This window comes from Xanthomonas sp. 3058 (genome assembly GCF_014199765.1).
Classification (GTDB): domain Bacteria; phylum Pseudomonadota; class Gammaproteobacteria; order Xanthomonadales; family Xanthomonadaceae; genus Xanthomonas; species Xanthomonas campestris_B.
Map to the genome: position 1 here is coordinate 31,029 of NZ_JACHOF010000028.1, position 17,596 is coordinate 48,624.

Here is a 17,596-nt window from a genome sequence, read left to right on the forward strand (position 1 = left end):
CACACTCAGCCACCACCGCGCGCCCGTCCGCCCAACAAACCGATGCGCCGAAACCACATCTCCAGCGGCACCGTCACCAACGGCGGCAGCGCGGCCAACAGGCTCAGCCCCCAGGCCCACCACGGCCAGCGCAAACGCAGCGCGGCGATGATGCTGACCGCCACATAGAACAGGAACGCAGCGCCGTGCAGACGCCCGAATAGCCAGACCACGACATCGGTGGTCTGCAGCCCATATTTCAGCAACATGCCGAGCAGCAACCCGGCCCAGGTCAGGCCTTCCAGAAAGGCAGCCACTGCAAACAGCCGGCCGATCGGCGATAACGCAGAAGCAGAAGAAGCACGCATGCAACACTCCAGACAGACACGAATTGCCGCGACGCGATGGCGGCGGCGACGCCCGCTGGCAAGCGCATTTTACAGACCGCCTACCGCATCGCCAGCCCGCCGCGTTTGTTGGCGATAATGGCGCCCCTTGCATCAGTTGCCCTGCCTCCATGCGCTTACTTCTCCTACTCGCCTTGCTCGCACTGGCATGCCTGCCCACAACGTCGATGGCGCTGCAGTTGCAGGACGGCGATTTGTTGTTCGTCACCGCCGCACGCACCGGCCTGAGCGGCGCCATCGATGACGCCACCGCCAGGCAGGATGCGCCCAGCTTCGATCATGTGGCGCTGGTCGCCGGCGATGGCGACACCCAAGTGGTCCTGCATGCCGACGACAAAGGCTCGCGCCAGCAGGCACTGAGCGACTTCGTCGTCGACGCCAATGCAAAGCATCGCCAGATCAGCGTCTATCGACTCACCGAGGCCTATCGCGGGGCGATCCCGGCTGCCATCGCCCAGGCACGGCGCATGCTGGGCAAGCCTTACAACCAGACCTATGTGCAGGACGACGACAGCTATTACTGCTCGGACTTCATCGAACGCGCCTTCCGCGCGCAACAGGTCTTTGCGCTGCAACCAATGAACTTCAAGAATCCGCACACCGGCAAGATCTCGCCGTACTGGACCGATTTCTATCGCAGCAAGGGCATGGACGTTCCGCAAGGACTACCAGGCACCAATCCGAATGACATGGCACGCGCGCCTGCACTGCATTATCTCGGCCAGCTGAATTGAGCTTCCATGCGCAGTGATGTGCATGTCACGGCACCGTGCCTGCACTGGTTTCAACACAGGCTTGCATTGCATCGCCGCAGCATCTCGCACGTCCAGCACAAGGCGAAGTGAGTACACCCATCCATGCAGGCATCGGTCCGATAACATCAAACCACACGCAGCACACAGGCAAGCGACACCAACTTCAGGCCGCTCTGCATGACACTCACCCCCCAGGTTTCTGTTGGGATATGGCCACACCGGAAGGAGACCACGTTGAATCATGTACTGCGAGCGGCACTGCTCACCCTGTTATGCGCTGGCTGCACCAAGGCGCCGCCGGCGCACGTCGCAGGGCAACAGCCAACACCGGCAAAGGCTGAAGCGCCAGCGGCCACGGCGGTGGGCACGCAACGTGGCGATGGCAAGCCCTACGCAATGCTCGACAGCCAGGTCTGGGATGTGCCGGACCCATCCTCCGGGCGTCGCTACCAGGTGTTCGTCTCCTTGCCGCGTGGCTATGCGGACAACCCGCAACGTCGCTACCCCGTGCTCTACGTCACCGACGCCGATTACGCGTTTCCGGTGGTACGACAGATCGCACGACGCCTCAATGGCGAAGGCCCGGCGATCGAAGACTTCATTCTCGTTGGGCTGTCGTATGCAGTGGGCGAGGAGCCGATGCCCAGCCGCCGGCGCGATTACACCCCGACACTGGAGGATGGCCAGACTGCGCCGCCCAATGCCGCACACGGCGGCAGCGTCGCCTACGCAACCTACCTTCGCCAGTCTGTCCTGCCCTTCGTTGCCAACCGCTACCGCACCGACGAACGCAGACGTCTGTTTCTCGGGCATTCCTACGGCGGCTTGCTGGGTACGCAAATCCTGCTGGATACACCGCAGATGTTTTCCGGCTATCTCCTCGGTAGTCCCTCGTACTGGTACGGCCAGCATGCGCTCATCGCGCAGGAGGCGACCTCCGCATCCAGCCGTTCCGATCTGCCGGCAACGGTGTACCTGTACGTCGGCGAGTACGAACAAATGCGCTACCACCAGAACCACGACATGGTGACCGACGCGCAGGCGATGGTGCGGACATTGCGTTCCAGACACTATCCATCGCTTCACATCGAACTCGATGTGCTCAACGACGAAGATCACCTGAGCGTCGCACCACGTGGCATCACGCACGGGTTGAAGTCGCTGCTGGGGGTCACCGCACCACCTTGAAGCGGTGCACGCCGGCTTGGCGCCACCTTGCCATCTCGCACACATCGCAGGACCTAGTCTGCTGGTCGTACCTATCTACGTGCATGCGGGCAGGCCGTTGTGCTCAGGCTGCATGCAAGACCCTGCAGAGGTTCACATGTCGCTGATTCATTCGATCCTGATGGGCGCCGTCGCCGGCATGCGCTCGATGACCCCGCTGGCTGCAGTTGCCAATGCCGCACGCACCGGCAACCTGCCTGCCGACAATGGCGCACCGATGCTCCTGGCCAATCCGCTGGCGTCGGCCGGCATGCTCGCGCTCGCCGGCGGTGAATTGGCCGGCGACAAGATGAAAACCGCACCCGACCGTATCGTGCCCGCCGGCATGATCGCCCGCATTGCCACTGGCGTGATCGTCGGTGCGGCGCTGGCGCCGCGCCACCAGCGTGGAGTTGCCGCATTGCTGGGCGCCACCACGGCGGTGGCAGCGGCCTACCTCACTTTCAACCTGCGCATGCGCGCGATCGAGCGCTACGGCCAGACCAGCACCGGTGCCGTTGAAGATGCCATCTCGGTGGGAGCGGCGACGTTGATCGTACGTAGTGCCGCAAAGCAATAGAAGCGTGCACCGCGCTGGGGCCGCTGGTGGATGCCAGCGGTAACGCATCGCGTCATCGTCGTACTGTTGTCACTCAGGACCGGCATGCGCACGCTTGCGCACCCAAGCGTGCACGGCCACTGGACCCACTCCGCTACAGCATCAATGCTGTTGCATTGTCGGCATTTGACAGATCCACGCAAGAACAGCGCGCCGAACCTCCGGGTGACCGATTACCCAAGTACGCGGTAGGCACCAGGGTTTATGCGGGCCGATAAATGGCACAGAGTTTGTTGCCATCGGGATCGCGCACGTAGGCCAACCAGGTCGGCCCCATGCTGCCCTCTCGCAAGCCTGGCGGATCTTCGATGGAGACGCCGCCGGCAGCGACGGCGGTGTCATGGAATCTGTGCACCTGCTCCGGCGAGTCACAGGTAAAGCCGACCGTGGTTCCATTGCCGCACGTGGCAGGCGCGTTGTCGATCGGCTCGCTGACACAGAACATGCTGCCAGCATGCCGGTAGAACAACCGCGTATGGCCGGAGCCCGCCTGATTGACCATCGGTGCGGGTGCGCCGAAGACACGACCCAATACCGCATCGTAGAACGCGCGCGAGCGCGCGATATCGTTCGATCCCACCATCACATGATTGAGCATGTCGCGCTCCCGCCTACGTTAAGGACGTGCAGCATAGGCCAATCCATGCGAGAGGTTGCATCGGTAGCGCTGTTCAATCGCCACGCCCATGCGCTGCGTCCAGGTCCAGCTCCGGCCCGATCGGAACGATGCCGGTCGGATTGATCATGTCGTGACTCTGATAGTAATGCTGCTTGATATGCTGAAAATCCACGGTCTGAGCGACGCCCGGGATCTGGTACAGCTCGCGCAGGAATCCGGACAGATTTGGATAGTCTGCGATGCGACGCACATTGCATTTGAAATGCCCCACATACACCGCATCAAAGCGCACCAGCGTGGTGAACAGGCGCCAGTCCGCTTCAGTGAGGCGGTCGCCGCACAGATAGCGCTGCTGCCCCAGGCGCGCTTCGAGCCAGTCCAGGCTGTCGAACAACGGCACAACCGCCTCTTCATAGGCGGCCTGCGTCGTCGCAAAGCCTGCCTTGTACACACCGTTGTTGACGGTGTCGTACACGCGCGCATTGATCGCGTCGATCTGCTCGCGTAACGGCTCTGGATAAAAGTCGCCTTCTGCAGCGCCGACATCGTCGAAGGCGCTGTTGAACATGCGGATGATATCGGCCGACTCGTTACTCACCATGGTGTTGCGCTCGCGGTCCCACAGCACCGGCACGGTCACGCGCCCGGAGTAGTGCGGATCGGCCTTGAGATAGACCTCGTACAAATGCCGCGCATGATGGATCGGATCGTCCACCACGCCCGGGCCGTGCGCAAACGTCCAGCCCTGCTTGCCCATCAGCCAGTGCACGACGGAGATGTCGATCATCGACTCCAGACCTTTCAGGCGTCGAAAGATCAGCGTGCGGTGCGCCCACGGACAGGCCAGCGACACGTACAGGAGGTAACGCCCGGCAGCCGCCTGAAAACCGCCTTCCCCGTGTGGACCCGCACTGCCATCGCGCGTCACCCAGTTACGAAAACGCGATTGCGAACGTTCAAAACGCCCGTCGCTTTTGTCGGTGTCATACCAACCGTCCTGCCACTTGCCGTCGACCAACAGGCCCATGCGTTTGTCCTTCTGCAACGTTGAGAGATCACCGTAACGCAGACGATTTGGAGGCAGCGCGATGGTAGGGCGTTCATGGGCAAACACAGCGTTGCAGTGACCCTGCACGCCTATGGGCAGCAGGCGTGGATCGGCCAGCAGTGCAGGACGAATATCCGCCGAGGTCGACAATCTACTAAAAGTAAGTTACTAATGGTAAGTCATTGCCACCGAGCGAATTCATGCACACCTTGATCGTCGTTGCACACCCGGACAGCCAATCACTGACCCATGCGGTTGCCGACCGTATTGCCGATGGGCTCGCCACGTCCCAGGCCGGGCACACGGTCGAAATCGCCGATCTGGCGGCGGAAGGATTCGACCCACGCTTCACTGCGGCGGACATCGCCCTGTTCCAGAAAAAGGCGCCGGCACCGGCAGACGTCGCCGCCGAACACGCGCGGCTCGATCGGGCCGACGCACTGGTGTTGGTCTATCCGATCTACTGGTGGTCGTTTCCTGCCTTGCTCAAAGGCTGGATCGACCGAGTGTTCACCAACGGCTGGGCCTATGCGGAATCGGAAAACGGCAAAGTGATGAAGAAGCTGCAGCGCCTGCAGATCCACCTGGTGGCTGTGGGCGGTGCGGACGCAGGGACCTTCGCTCGCCACGGCTACGACCAGGCGATGCAGACGCAGATCGACCACGGCATCTTCGATTACTGCGGCGCACCGGTCGCGACATCGCAGTTTCTGCTTGCCTCCGACCCTGGCTTTCCGGCGGCGCATCTGGAGACCGCATGGGCGATTGGCCGTAAGCTGTTTGCCGAACATTGCCCAAGCGCCGCAGAGTCCCGATGAGTTCACCGCCCGATGGATCGCCACGTCGCCGCCTGCCCAGGGAAGAACGCACGCGTCAGCTTCTGGCAAAGGCATGGCAACTGATCGGCGATGAAGGCACCGATGCCCTGACGCTGGGCAGGCTGGCCGACGCGGCTGGCGTGACCAAACCGGTGGTGTACGACCACTTCGGTACCCGCAACGGGCTGTTGGCCGCGCTCTACCAGGATTACGACGCGCGCCAGACGGTGCTCTTCGACGCCGCCGTCGAGGCCGCTGCGGCGACCCTGCAGGACAAGGCACGCGTCATCGCCACCAGCTACGTCAATTGCGTGCTGACCCAGGGACGCGAAATCTCCGGCGTCGTCGCCGCCCTGACCGGCTCCCCGGAACTGGCCGCCGTCAAAAAGCAATACCAACACGCCTTCATCGCAAAGTGCGCAGCGCTGCTGGCGCCTTTTTGCCCCTCCTCCGGCATTTCGTCAGCCAGCCTATGGGCCATGCTCGGCGCTGCCGACGCACTCTCCGATGCCGCCGTTACCGGCGATCTCAGCGAAGCGCAGGCGCAACACGAACTGCAGGCGATCATTCTGGGCATGGTCGAGCGAAGCGGTTAACGCAGCCAGGACAATAAGGAAATTGCCGGCCACGTGAGCCGTCACTGGAACGCTGGATTGACCTGCATGGCATTCCCCAACGCACGACGCATTGCAACGTCTTCAACTCCGCAATGACCACCGGCTGTTGAAGCCCAAGACATGCAACGGCAAGGCAACACACGTTGCCTTGCCGATGATTGGCGACGCACGCTATCTGGCGATCACCGAGGTGCCGGACGGCACCATGTAGCACGCCTGCGCTTTTTTGCAGGCATCGGCGTTGAGTTCGGCAATCTGGCTGGCCAAGTACTGCTCGGGCGTCAGACCCATGCGATTGCGATACGCGTTGTCGGCATCGGCCTTGGCAACCTGTTCCTGCTCACGCTGCCGCTCTGCGGTTGTCGCCTCCACCAACGTCTTGACACGCTGCTGCTGCGCAGCAGTGAGGTTCATCTGCTGCAACACATCCGGATTGGGGCGCGCGCGGCCTAGCGTGATGTTCTGGATCTGGATCGGCAGGCCTTGCTGCTTGACCAGCGCACTGACGTTCTGGGTAACCGAATCGTCGATCTTCTTTGCGGTATCCGGGTCGCTCATCATCTTGGTCATGTCGTAGCGCTTGACCTGATCGCGCACGATCGAGGCGTACTGGCTGGCGACATTGTTCTTGAACCAGTCCTGCCCGAAACCGGACAGCAGCAGTGCTGGCGCCGTGATCCGGTATTGGATCTGGGTGGAGAAATCCAACAGGATGTTGTCGCTGGATGAGAAATCGTCGAACGCCACCTGCACGGTCTGCGGTGTGACATCCACATACGACGCAGAGGTGGTTACCCATGTATACGTGCGCCCAGGATCGCGCACATCGTCCAGACGGATGCCGCCTTTACCGAAGAACATGGGCTTATCCACCAGTACCGCCTGTTGACCCGGATCGGGTGAAACCACGGTACACGCACAGAGCAAACCGGCCAGCGCAGTGGCCAGCACAACCGTCTTCATCGATATCCCCTTGTATGGACGGGCAGCATGCCCTTCCGGTGTATTGCGAAAGATTAGCCAATCCTTGGCGCGATCGCATCCAGCTTGCCGCCCCTTCCCCCGCGTTTCAGGTGGCGGCACGCAAGGCGCTTCACACCGGCGCTCACAGGCGATCGCGCCGCAGGCACAGCATTGGATCTGCCGCCCCCCACAACCCAAACAGAGACGCCAGCCGCGCCGGAGTCCCCGCCAGCGCCGGCCCGGCCTGACACGCCATTGGCGCCAACGCCCCTGCATCGGCGAAACTAGCCGTAGCCGAGGGCTCCGACCTGCTGCGTCAGGGTCAGGCCACTGCCCTCACCGGCCCACGCTCCGTTGCGGACTGCCAGCGGCCTTCGCCGCACTCGCTTCGCTTTCCACCGCTCTTTTCCGGATCCATCTTGAACACCAACGCCCCGCCCCCGCCCGCCGACGACCTGCCCCTGACCGACCGCCTGCGCGTGGCGCTGGACCTGCTGGAAGCCATCGATGCCGACCGCAGCGTGCTCGATGCACTGCCCGAGGCCGACCGCGTGCGGCTGCACCAGGTGGTGGCCAAGGTCTATCACCCCGAACCGAAGGCGCGGCGGCAGCTGCTCAAGCAGCGCGAGCGCGAACGGCATCAGGAAAAAGTGCGCAAGGCCGAGGCGCTGCTCGAACAACGCGGCATCCGCGCACTGCGGCGCAAGCCGGTATTCAGTACCCCGAACGTCTTCCCGCCGCATGCCGCCGGCCTGCACGACGCACACAACGGCGAGAACGCCACCGCCGCGCCGGAGCCCACGCATTCGCCGGAGTTGCGCCACTGCTATGTGTGCAAGCAGAAATTCACCCAGCTGCACCACTTCTACGACCAGATGTGCCCGGTCTGCGCGGAGCTGAATTTCTTCAAGCGCACCGAAACCGCCGACCTGCGCGGACGCGTGGCGTTGCTGACCGGCGGCCGGGTCAAGATCGGCTACCAGGCCGGCCTGAAGTTGCTGCGTGCCGGTGCCGAATTGATCGTCACCACGCGCTTCCCGCGCGATTCGGCCGCCCGGTATGCGCAGGAACCGGACTTCGCAGAGTGGGGCCATCGCCTGCAGGTGTTCGGCCTGGATCTGCGCCACACACCCAGCGTGGAAGCGTTCTGCAGCCAGTTGCTGGCCACCCGCGAGCGGCTGGACTTCATCATCAACAACGCCTGCCAGACCGTGCGCCGCCCGCCGCAGTTCTACGCGCACATGATGGCCGGCGAAACCGCCGCGCTGCATAAGTTGCCGGAGACCGTGCGCAAGCTGGTCGGTCATTACGAAGGCCTGCGTACGCCCGAGCTCTTGCGGGAAGCCTCGGCCACCGCACTGCCGGCCGTGCACGGGCGTGGCCTCGCCGATGCCGACGGACTCACCCGCGCCGCCGAGCTGTCGCAGGTGGCGCTGCTGGACGACGAGCTGGTGGGTCAGCAGCATCTGTTCCCCGATGGACGCCTGGATCAGGATCTGCAACAGGTGGATCTGCGCGGGCGCAATTCGTGGCGCCTGCTGCTGGCCGAAGTGCCCTCGGTGGAGCTACTGGAGACGCAACTGGTCAACGCCATCGCGCCTTTCATCATCAATGCGCGCCTGAAGCCGCTGATGCTGCGCACGCCCGAGCGCGACAAGCACATCGTCAACGTCTCGGCGATGGAAGGGCAGTTCTACCGAAACTTCAAGACCACCCGGCATCCGCATACCAACATGGCCAAGGCCGCGTTGAACATGATGACGCGCACCTCGGCGGCCGATTATCAGAACGACGGCATCCACATGAACAGCGTCGACACCGGCTGGGTGACCGACGAGGATCCGGCCGACATCGCCGCACTCAAGGTCAAGGAAGAACGCTTCCATCCGCCGCTGGACATCGTCGATGGCGCCGCCCGCATCGTCGACCCGATCATCCACGGCTTCAACACCGGCGAGCACGTGTGGGGGCAGTTCCTGAAGGATTACGCGCCGACGGATTGGTGAGGGGTGGTACTGGGCCACGCATCCAGCACAGATGCGTGGCGCATGCTGGCAACCCGGATGCGCCACGCATTGCAGTGATGCGCCAACAGGATCGCGTGGTGAATCAGCGCCGACGCGACGGCTCGCATCCCACGCCATCATGATCGCGATCCAGATGTGGGCCATATCCTGGATCGCCACGCCGCACCGGTGCAGCGCCAGCTGCGCGAGCTTCTGCGCAATTGCGGAAGACCGCCCCGGCCGACGGAATCCACGGGGACCGATCAAGCGGCTCGGCCGCGGTCGTCGGTTTGCCGTCGCCACTGGCGGAGCGGTGACAGTGATAGCCACCGTGTTTGCGGTCGTTGTGGCAGCCGTGCTTGTTCAATCCACCCGGATGCGCGACAGCCACAGGAGTAACCCAGGCAATCGCGGCGATACACGTCGCCAGCAATAACCGGCGTGACAGCATGCGATCGAGCATCCGAGAGTGGCCATTGCCACTCGTGCAGCGCTTGCGCTGCACCTGTCTTATTTCTGCTGCGGCGATGGGCTGCAATTACTTGCAGTCTTTGGCCACGGGCGCAACATCCACAGGGCTGACCTGACCATTCGCATCCACACGGTTGACGGCCAGCGTGCAAACCGAGCTACGAAAATCCAGGTTCAAGGCCACCTCGTAATCTGCGCCAGGTTGCGGAACAAACGTGGAAGCAAGCAATGCGCCGCAGCTCCAGCCACTGTGGTAACCAGGCGCCTGACTCCAGTGCGCCGGCGAGCTTGCACCAGCTTCCACAACGACCGGCTTACCGGGCTCGATCATGTATTCCTTGTAGAACGGCTTGGAGCCGATCATCTTCCGGTCGCGCAGATGACGCGTGCTCTCCGTCTCCGGGATGCCGATCGCCTCATTCTTCACCGAGCCCATCAACGAACCGAAAGCGCTTTTGAGCGAACCGGACGCGCGCACCTTCTCGCCATACTTGGCCGTACACACCGCATCCTTGTACAGCACGATGCCAACGCCGTTTTGACCAAACATCCGGATGCGCGCGCCGGCACCATCGGCTGGCGAGGGCGCAGGCTCTGCGGCCATGGCCGGCATCGCAGCCGCCAGAGACAAGACCAGTAATCGACTCAATGTGTTCAACGCACTCTCCACTATCGCAATCCAGTGATTCCATTGAGCTTGCAGTAGCGGCGCGACGTTGCAGTTCTTGATCACAGACGACGGCCTGAGATGGAAAGTGCGCAGCAGCGCACGAACGGACATGCTGCTCCGCGCCAAGCGGCACGCGTCCCGCCCGGCGCTTCACGCTTACGCGGTTGCCCACACCACTGGCATGATGACGCCTGGACGTTGACCACTGCCGCAGAGGACGCACGGATGTCACAACACGCCATCGAGGACTTCATCGAGCACTGCATCCATCTGGTCGATCGCAGCACCGTGAGTGGCGCGCACAAGGCAGCGCTCATGCGTAGCCTGCTTCGGCTACAGGCGCGTTACGACACCGGCCTGACCTGGTTCCGCATGCACACCGAGCTACTGCGCCATGGCGTGCTGGTGCGTGCAGCGGCCGAGGACATCGACGACGCGGCCCTGCGCGCGCAGGCCCTGGCCGCCGAAGCACCGGGTTGGCTGGAGGACGCGCAGGGCGCGGTCTACCTGGAGTGGCAAGGCCAGGCACGCATGGTCTACCGCCAAGCAGACGCCGGCCAAACGCTGCCGCTGGCAGCCGTGTTCGGCGACCTGTTGATGCTTGCCGACCAGGCCGATGACAGCGCGCTGTTCACCGACTGCTATGGCCTGTTGGTCAACGGCTGGCTGGACGAGACCTTCGACGCTGCCGACGGGATCGCCCCCACCCTGGATGGCCTGCTCGCTTCCGACACGCTGCACTCCCTCCGTGCGCTGGCTGCACAGCGCGGGCTCAAACCTCGGCGTGGCGCGCCCGAGGACCTGGCCCTGCCGCGGCTGGCCGATAGCGTCGGCGTCGGTGAGATCGAGCGCGAAATGGGTTTGCGTTTTTTCCTGCAACCCAAGCGCACGCCAGCCGCCTTACGCACAGCGCGTGACAAGGCCCAACGTCAGCAGGTGCGTCTGCGCGAGCTGCTCCCGCAACTGGTGGAGCAACACCTCGGCACATCGCTGCGCGCTGCTGGCTGGTCTGCTGTCACGGTGGAAGCAAGCCATCATTGGCAATGGATCCGCGACCACGATGGCAGCCGTCACTGCCTGTGGGCCAGCTATGACCCGGCCCTGGGCGAGCTGATGGTCCAGGCAGGGCTGCAGCATGCGCGCCTGCTGGCCTGGCAGCAGCGTGCGGCAACCACGCAGCTGCATGACCTGCATTGCATGGCTAGCGCGACAACCTTCCTGGGCAAGGAGATCCTGGACAGCGCAGACGTGGGCGCCTACGGCGGCTGGGCGCTGAATCCAGCCCATGGCGACGCCGTGTTGAGCGCTGCGCTGGCCCGTCTGGCGACTGCCCTGCCCACGCTGGATGCGCACTATTTTGGGCGCATTGCCGATCAGTTGACTGGCCCCTGGTTCCAACGCTCCGCCGATGTTTGGCTGCAGCTGCTGGAACACGGCAACGACAACGGCGTGGTGCCGCCTGAGGTGATCTTCGCCAGCCCGGACAGCGTGCTGCTGGCATTCGTGTTCTTCCACCTGGAGTGCGGCGAACAGACACGTGCCAACGCCTATGTCGAACAGTTACGCCAGCGGCTGGCCGCACGCGCCCGTCCAACTGCCTGGCATCGCCAGTGGCTGGCGCCATTTCTGCAGCAATGGGAGCATGGGGAACGCACTGTGCCCATGCCACCGGTGCTGCACGTGCTGCTGCTCAATCAACTGCGCACCAACGATGGCGCCTGATTGCAGCACGACCACGTCGATACGACGCTGGCGCGGCCCATCCGTGTACCGAGGCCTTGCAGGTCTGCCGTTTACTGCCGCAAGCGGCGGCGCCGCGCAGGCAACGCGGTGCCGGATATCCAAGGCCTTGTCAGCTTGCAGTGCCGGCAGGGCTCAGGCGTCGCACACAGCCTCTCAATAGCGTAGCGCCTCCGCCGATGGTGCAACCGGCGCAAACCGCGCAGTGCTGAAGTCATGCAGCAGCCGAACCACCTGCTCGCCCTGCTCGGGATAGCGCCGAAAATCGCTTTTGCGTAGCCGATACAGACAGCCCCCGCGCGCATACACCAGGTCACCGCCATCCCAATCGGCCCAGTCGGTGCCGGGCAACTCCACCAGCACGACGCCATCGCGGTCCAGCACGCGATGATCCAGCGCATAGCACGCATCGTTCTGGCGCCCCACGGCATGCAACAGCGATTGCAGCCGACGCCCGCCACTGCCGTCCTTCTCCCACACGCGTGGGCGCGTGAAACGGTAGAGCACTCCGCTTCGCAAACCGCCGCGTTCGCCCTCACCGCTGTCGATCGTTCGCCAACCATCGCGTTGCCGCAGCATGCTGTCGATCGGCTCGTCTTCGCCGCCGCCAGACCATTGCCCGAACGGCCGCACCGTCATCCCATGCTTCAGGCGGAAGCCGGTCGGCAGTGGAAACGGCTCGCGGCCTGCATGCGGGCGATGATTCAACAGCAACGTCTGCTCGTCCTCGAACACACCACCGCCACCCCACGCATCCCCCTTGGGCCATAGCGCCAGCGCGGTGAAGAACGGTGGGCGCGACAGCGCTGTCCAGGTCCCGAAATCTCCCTTGTGCTTGGCTGCGAAATACACCAGCAACCGGCCCGACGGAGACAGGTCGCAACGTCGCTCGTAGATGCGGCCCTTGAACCACTGCCCATGCTCGAACGTATCGGTGCGCAAATCCCAAGCGATCAACTGCACCTGCTTGGTGGGCCCACGACGAAAGATCACCCCGGTTCCCCCCTCGCGCGCCAGCAGCGCATACAGCCGCGTGGCCGGGGCGAACCTGTCGTCCAGGTGCGATGTTGATTGCATCTGCGTCCTCCTTGGATTGACGTTGCCCATGCACTGATGGATTTCAGCCGCAGCTGCCTGCAGGCCGCATCCATCGCAGCCACAACGCGGTATCGTGCCGATTATCGAGACCCGGCAGCAGAGCGCAAGGTCTCCGGCGCAGGCATCACCAGGTCGCGCCCTGGCGTATCGCACACGCGTTGCCTGCTGACAGGCGCTTGTCGCCTTGCGGATTATCCTTGGCCCCGCAAGCCGCCCTCTCTTCCGCCTTCCGCGAGGAACCGCATCTGAGCAAGGTCACCCGTCGTCAGTTTCTCGAGGCCGGCCTCGTGGCCCTGGCCACAGCGGGCGTGCTCGGCGCCTGCACCACACAGGACACCACCATGCAGACACACTGGACGCAATGGCAAGCGAAATGGCGCTGGATGGAAGCCATCGCCCGCAAGCGCCACTGGCAGGTGACGCCGTTGCTGATCGCCCCGCCGGCAACCGAACGTCAACTGCTCACGCTCGAAGACCGCCACCGCATGCCGGTCCCCACCCAACTGCGCCGCGTGCTGCGTGAGTTGTCGGCGGAGGTGAGCTTCGGCTGGTACGTGCCCTCGCATCTGCGCGCGATGGAACAGCAAGACCTGCCGTCCATGAGCTGCAACCGCGACGCGGTGTGGAGCCTGACCCATATCGACACGATGGCCCTGCCCATCTTTCTGGACTGGAAGCAGGAACTGGCCGATCGCGACCTGTCCGAAGCACCCAACAGCCCTGCACTGTGGGAACACCAGTTCGCCTTCTACACCCTCATCAATGGCGACTGGCTGACCATCGACACCACGCACCCGGATCCCGCCAGGCAACCGGTGCGCTATTTCTCGCACGAGCTGGAAATGCTGCACGGCCTGGCGCTGGCACCGGATTTCTTCAGCTTCATCACCCAGATGTCGGCGCTGGGCATGGCCGGCACCGAATGGGCCTCGTGGATGCGCTTCGGCAATGGCCAGAAAAACGACACGTTCTACCTGGATGCCGGCAGCGAGGGCGCCAAGGCGTGGCTGGCCTGGCTGCAGCGCGACCCGGCACAGCCAGACAACGACACGCCGCCACTGCCGGTAGTGGAGCGCAGTGCGGCCGATCGCGCATTGCTGGACGCGGCACGCGCCAACTCGCTCGCGGGTATCGAGGCGGCATTGCTGGCAGGCGCCGTGCCCGACTGCACGCCGGACAGCGACTGGCTGAGCGAGCACATCGCGTCGGATCAGGAATTTTCCACCGCCATCAATTACGCCACCCGGCACGACAACACGGCCATGATCGCGCGCCTACTCAAGGCCGGCGCAACGCTCAACACGCGGTTGCTACCGCTCAATACCGCAGTCAAACACAGCACGCTGGCCACCGTGCGCTGGCTCATCGCCAACGGCGCACGCGTCGACGGCTGGGCGAACCAGCGCTATTGGCCGCTGCACGATCTGGTGGTCACCCGCGGCCCGATCGCTGCCATGACGCGCACCCAATACCGTCAGCACCTGATCGACAGCCTCAGCATCGGCAACCTCGACTTACTGGATGCAATGATCGCGAACGCCAAGGACGCGGAGACGCGCGAACGCTATCTCGCCGCCAAGCACGCGTTGCAGCAGGCCAGCCAGGAGGCGGTGAAAGACGTCGACAGCAAGCTGCGCAACCACCTCAGCCTGCAGGACTATCTGGACATGCTGGAGGCACTGCTCGATGCCGGCGCCGACCCGGACGCACGCTGGGACAACGGCACCACCATGCTCGGCTGGGGCGGCGTCGCCACCGCACGCGTGCTGCTGGCGCACGGCGCCGATCCCAACGTGCGCGACATCCACGGCACCACGCCGCTGCACACCGCCAGCACCGGCGAAAAGGTGCGCGTGCTGGTTGCCGGCGGCGCCGATATCAACGCGCGCGCCATCGCGCAGAACCCCGACGACTCGCTGCACTACACTCCGCTGCAATCGGCACTGCTGTCCCACACGCTCGACAGCGACAGCCCCATCACCGCGCTGCTGGAATTGGGCGCCGATGCCACCCGCACCGCGGCCGATGGGCGTTCGTCGCTGGCCTATTGTTTCCAGCCGGACCTGGTCCGCCTGATCATGGCCAAGGGACTGGACCCGCTCGCCCTGCAACCGGGCCAACAAACCCTGTTGCACAACCTCACCTCCCGTCACTGGTTACCGCGCCACACGTTTCCGAAGGAAGTGGCTTTTCTGGATTTTCTGCTGAGTCTGGGGATCGACATCAACGCGCGCGATGCCACGGGCCGTACCATGTTGCACTACGCCGCCGCGCATGAAAGCGACGACCAGAGCATGCCCAATTACCGGCTGTTACTGGAAAGAGGCGCTGACAAGACCATCAGAGACAACGATGGAAAACGTGCTGCCGACTTGCTTGCGACCTCGTTACAGCCGGTGCGCGAAGTGCTGCAGTGAGCATGCTGTGCGGGGCTGGTGCGTGATAACCCGCAGACAGCCATCCTCGGCCCGTTGCTTACCGCATTGATGATTCGATGCCCGCCGTCTTGCGGTGGCGTGCATGGCGCACCCGCATGCCAGCGCGCCATGCACTGGTCATCGGTGATGCGTAGCGAACGCCGAGCTTGATTGCACTTCCATTGCCCGCTACCGATCGCAGTCCCGATGATCGATGCCATGCGATAATGCGGTGCTCTCCAGACGCTCGCAGTGGGACGCAATGGCATCGAAGACGCAGCATCGGCGACGCACGACTGGCATCTGGATCGCGCTCCTTCTCGGCATCGCAGCGACGGCCGGCGTGCAGGCGCGCTCGGTCACCGTCTCCAGTCCTGATCGCACGATCGTGGCGGTGCTCAGCGACGACGACGGCGCGCTGCGCTACAGCGTCGCTGCCGATGGCCAGGCGGTGCTGGCGCCATCGCCGCTGGGCATCCGCGTCGACGGCCTGGAGCTTGGTGAGACCACCCGCATCGGCAGCGTGCAACGCGGCTCCAGAAATACCCGCTACAGGTTTACCGGCGGCAAGGCCATGGCGATCGATCGCGCCAACACCGCCACGGTGACGCTCAACGCGCACGGCCGCAGCTTCGCCGCCGACCTGCATGTGGCCGACGATGGCGTGGCCGTGCGCCTGCGCCTGCCCGCGCGCACGGGCACGACCGTCGAGGCCGACCGTTCCGGCTGGACGCTGGCCGAGCACGACCCACCGGTCTGGGCCACCGCACTGCTGCCTGATTCCGAGAATAGCTATACCACCCAGTCCCTGGGCAGCCTCGGCGCTGGACGCTACAGCTTGCCGCTCACCGCGCACAGCAAGCGATTCTGGATCACCTTGAGCGAGGCGGCAGTCGTCGATTACGGCGACCTGGCCATCGAGCGCAGTGCCAATGGCGGCCTGTCCGGGGTGCTGTATGCCGACCCCAAGGGCTGGCACACCGATGCGGCGATCGTGCAGCCGTGGCGGGTCACCATCATCGCCCGCACACTGACCGACCTGGTCAACACCACGCTGGTGCAGAACCTCAACCCGCCGCCATCGCCCGGCCTGGCCGACGCAGCCTGGATTCGCCCCGGCCGCTCGACCTGGCAGTGGCTGGCAATCGCCGAGCCGCACGAGGACGACCAGCGGCAGTGGGTCGATTGGACGCATAGCCTGGGCTTCGAGTACTACCTGGTCGACGATGGCTGGCGCGCGTGGAAGCGGCCCTGGCAAACCCTGGCCGACACCGCCCGTTACGCCCGCAGCCAGGGCATTGGCGTCTGGTTGTGGGTGCATAGCCGCGAGACGCAGGATGCCGCCCAGCGCAAGGCGCTGCTGCGGCAGATCGCCCAGACCGGCCTGGTCGGCATCAAGGTCGACTTCCCCGGCCCGGACGACCGCCAATGGTCAAACTGGTACGCCGACATGGCGCGCGATGCCGCCGCCGAAAAGCTGATGGTCGATTTCCACGGCTCTGCCAAACCCAGCGGGACCGAACGCACCTGGCCCAATGTCCTCACCCGCGAAGCGGTGCGTGGCCACGAATGGCACATCACCCGCTACAAGCGCGTACTGGCCGCCGAGCACGACACCATCCTGCCGTTCACCCGCTACGTCGTCGGCCCCGCCGACTACACCCCGACCGTGTTCGAGCCCAAGGAGCTGGTCGGCAACAGCTGGGCGCACGAACTCGCCCAAGCGGTGCTGTTCACCTCGCCCTTCCTCGCGATGGGCGGGCATCCGCAGAGCTATCTGGCCAATCCCGCGCGGGATGTCCTCAAGCGCGTGCCGGCGACCTGGGACGAAACCATCGTGCTACCCGGCAGCGCACCGGGCAAGGTGGCCGCGATGGCCAGGCGCCATGGACGCGACTGGTTTATCGCAGCCATCAACGGAGGCGACACCACGCCGATGACGCTGACGCTGGATTTCCTCAAGCGCGGCCACTGGACCCTCACCGAACTGCGCGACGTACCTGCCCGCCCGGATGCCTGGTGACCTGCCCCCACTGAGCCGTACCAGCTGAAGCTATAAAGTCCGTGCCCCCAAGAGGACGGACATGAAGAAGAACAGATTCAGCACCGAGCAGATCATCGGGTTTATCAAGCAGGCCGACGCGGGCATGGCCGTGGCGGAGT

Annotated in this window: 15 protein-coding genes; 9 read left to right on the plus strand and 6 right to left on the minus strand. The window is 64.2% G+C overall.

Translation table 11 applies throughout. The features are described 5' to 3' along the window. Positions 1–5: 5 nt before the first annotated feature. A complete protein-coding gene (locus GGR61_RS19930; protein ID WP_184623587.1) occupies positions 6–347 on the minus strand; it encodes a DUF3817 domain-containing protein in 342 nt (113 codons plus the stop codon). 149 nt (positions 348–496) lie between these two features. Between GGR61_RS19930 and GGR61_RS19935 the strand changes: the two genes are divergently transcribed. From GGR61_RS19935 to GGR61_RS19945, 3 genes are all read left to right on the plus strand, one after another. Next, a complete protein-coding gene (locus GGR61_RS19935) occupies positions 497–1,120 on the plus strand; it encodes a YiiX/YebB-like N1pC/P60 family cysteine hydrolase (RefSeq protein ID WP_184409527.1) in 624 nt (207 codons plus the stop codon). 255 nt (positions 1,121–1,375) lie between these two features. After that, positions 1,376–2,329: an alpha/beta hydrolase-fold protein gene (locus GGR61_RS19940; protein ID WP_260289053.1), complete on the plus strand. Its 954-nt coding sequence runs from the start codon at positions 1,376–1,378 to the stop codon at positions 2,327–2,329. Positions 2,330–2,465: 136 nt separating this feature from the next. Further along, a complete protein-coding gene (locus tag GGR61_RS19945; protein WP_184623591.1) occupies positions 2,466–2,927 on the plus strand; it encodes a DUF4126 family protein in 462 nt (153 codons plus the stop codon). A 241-nt stretch (positions 2,928–3,168) separates the two neighbouring features. Here GGR61_RS19945 and GGR61_RS19950 read toward each other — a convergent pair whose 3' ends face one another. Together GGR61_RS19950 and GGR61_RS19955 are read right to left on the minus strand one after the other, a co-directional pair. Beyond that, positions 3,169–3,564 (minus strand): VOC family protein, encoded by a 396-nt coding sequence (locus tag GGR61_RS19950; RefSeq protein WP_184409530.1) that lies wholly within the window; start codon positions 3,562–3,564, stop codon positions 3,169–3,171. Positions 3,565–3,637: 73 nt separating this feature from the next. Further along, complete coding sequence (locus tag GGR61_RS19955; protein ID WP_184623593.1) at positions 3,638–4,612, minus strand: glutathione S-transferase family protein; 975 nt, start codon at positions 4,610–4,612, stop codon at positions 3,638–3,640. Positions 4,613–4,833: 221 nt separating this feature from the next. Between GGR61_RS19955 and GGR61_RS19960 the strand changes: the two genes are divergently transcribed. Continuing rightward, on the plus strand, positions 4,834–5,451 hold the full coding sequence (locus tag GGR61_RS19960; protein ID WP_184623595.1) for an NAD(P)H-dependent oxidoreductase: 618 nt from the start codon (positions 4,834–4,836) through the stop codon (positions 5,449–5,451). After that, on the plus strand, positions 5,448–6,047 hold the full coding sequence (locus GGR61_RS19965) for a TetR/AcrR family transcriptional regulator (RefSeq protein ID WP_184623597.1): 600 nt from the start codon (positions 5,448–5,450) through the stop codon (positions 6,045–6,047). The genes GGR61_RS19960 and GGR61_RS19965 overlap by 4 nt, the downstream gene beginning before the upstream one ends. 192 nt (positions 6,048–6,239) lie before the next feature. Here the strand turns inward: GGR61_RS19965 and GGR61_RS19970 are convergent, their stop codons facing one another. Continuing rightward, on the minus strand, positions 6,240–7,019 hold the full coding sequence (locus GGR61_RS19970) for an SPFH domain-containing protein (RefSeq protein WP_184409539.1): 780 nt from the start codon (positions 7,017–7,019) through the stop codon (positions 6,240–6,242). A 431-nt stretch (positions 7,020–7,450) separates the two neighbouring features. Between GGR61_RS19970 and GGR61_RS19975 the strand changes: the two genes are divergently transcribed. After that, the gene (locus tag GGR61_RS19975) at positions 7,451–9,037 is read left to right on the plus strand and encodes an SDR family oxidoreductase (RefSeq protein WP_184623599.1); all 1,587 of its coding nucleotides are present in this window, start codon (positions 7,451–7,453) and stop codon (positions 9,035–9,037) included. Positions 9,038–9,575: 538 nt separating this feature from the next. On the opposite strand, the gene GGR61_RS19985 is transcribed toward GGR61_RS19975, so the two are convergent. Then, entirely contained in the window at positions 9,576–10,121 is a 546-nt protein-coding gene (locus tag GGR61_RS19985; RefSeq protein WP_260289055.1) for a hypothetical protein, read from the minus strand. A gap of 282 nt (positions 10,122–10,403) precedes the next feature. On the opposite strand from GGR61_RS19985, the gene GGR61_RS19990 reads away from it, so the two are divergent. Further along, complete coding sequence (locus GGR61_RS19990; protein WP_184623601.1) at positions 10,404–11,900, plus strand: hypothetical protein; 1,497 nt, start codon at positions 10,404–10,406, stop codon at positions 11,898–11,900. A 174-nt stretch (positions 11,901–12,074) separates the two neighbouring features. On the opposite strand, the gene GGR61_RS19995 is transcribed toward GGR61_RS19990, so the two are convergent. Then, positions 12,075–12,995, minus strand: a complete 921-nt coding sequence (locus GGR61_RS19995) for a hypothetical protein (protein WP_184623603.1) — start codon at positions 12,993–12,995, stop codon at positions 12,075–12,077. A 218-nt stretch (positions 12,996–13,213) separates the two neighbouring features. Between GGR61_RS19995 and GGR61_RS20000 the strand changes: the two genes are divergently transcribed. Both GGR61_RS20000 and GGR61_RS20005 read left to right on the plus strand, forming a co-directional pair. Beyond that, the gene (locus GGR61_RS20000) at positions 13,214–15,433 is read left to right on the plus strand and encodes an ankyrin repeat domain-containing protein (RefSeq protein ID WP_184623605.1); all 2,220 of its coding nucleotides are present in this window, start codon (positions 13,214–13,216) and stop codon (positions 15,431–15,433) included. A 262-nt stretch (positions 15,434–15,695) separates the two neighbouring features. Further along, complete coding sequence (locus tag GGR61_RS20005; protein WP_184623607.1) at positions 15,696–17,456, plus strand: glycoside hydrolase family 97 protein; 1,761 nt, start codon at positions 15,696–15,698, stop codon at positions 17,454–17,456. Positions 17,457–17,596: the final 140 nt, after the last annotated feature.

Coding starts and splice junctions, on each gene's coding strand:
- GGR61_RS20005 (WP_184623607.1), top strand. CDS start 15,696: ATGGCATCGAAGACGCAGCATCGGCGACGCACGACTGGCATCTGGATC.
- GGR61_RS19960 (WP_184623595.1), top strand. CDS start 4,834: ATGCACACCTTGATCGTCGTTGCACACCCGGACAGCCAATCACTGACC.
- GGR61_RS19950 (WP_184409530.1), bottom strand. CDS start 3,564: ATGCTCAATCATGTGATGGTGGGATCGAACGATATCGCGCGCTCGCGC.
- GGR61_RS19930 (WP_184623587.1), bottom strand. CDS start 347: ATGCGTGCTTCTTCTGCTTCTGCGTTATCGCCGATCGGCCGGCTGTTT.
- GGR61_RS19955 (WP_184623593.1), bottom strand. CDS start 4,612: ATGGGCCTGTTGGTCGACGGCAAGTGGCAGGACGGTTGGTATGACACC.
- GGR61_RS19935 (WP_184409527.1), top strand. CDS start 497: ATGCGCTTACTTCTCCTACTCGCCTTGCTCGCACTGGCATGCCTGCCC.
- GGR61_RS19995 (WP_184623603.1), bottom strand. CDS start 12,995: ATGCAATCAACATCGCACCTGGACGACAGGTTCGCCCCGGCCACGCGG.
- GGR61_RS19965 (WP_184623597.1), top strand. CDS start 5,448: ATGAGTTCACCGCCCGATGGATCGCCACGTCGCCGCCTGCCCAGGGAA.
- GGR61_RS19985 (WP_260289055.1), bottom strand. CDS start 10,121: ATGCCGGCCATGGCCGCAGAGCCTGCGCCCTCGCCAGCCGATGGTGCC.
- GGR61_RS19990 (WP_184623601.1), top strand. CDS start 10,404: ATGTCACAACACGCCATCGAGGACTTCATCGAGCACTGCATCCATCTG.
- GGR61_RS19945 (WP_184623591.1), top strand. CDS start 2,466: ATGTCGCTGATTCATTCGATCCTGATGGGCGCCGTCGCCGGCATGCGC.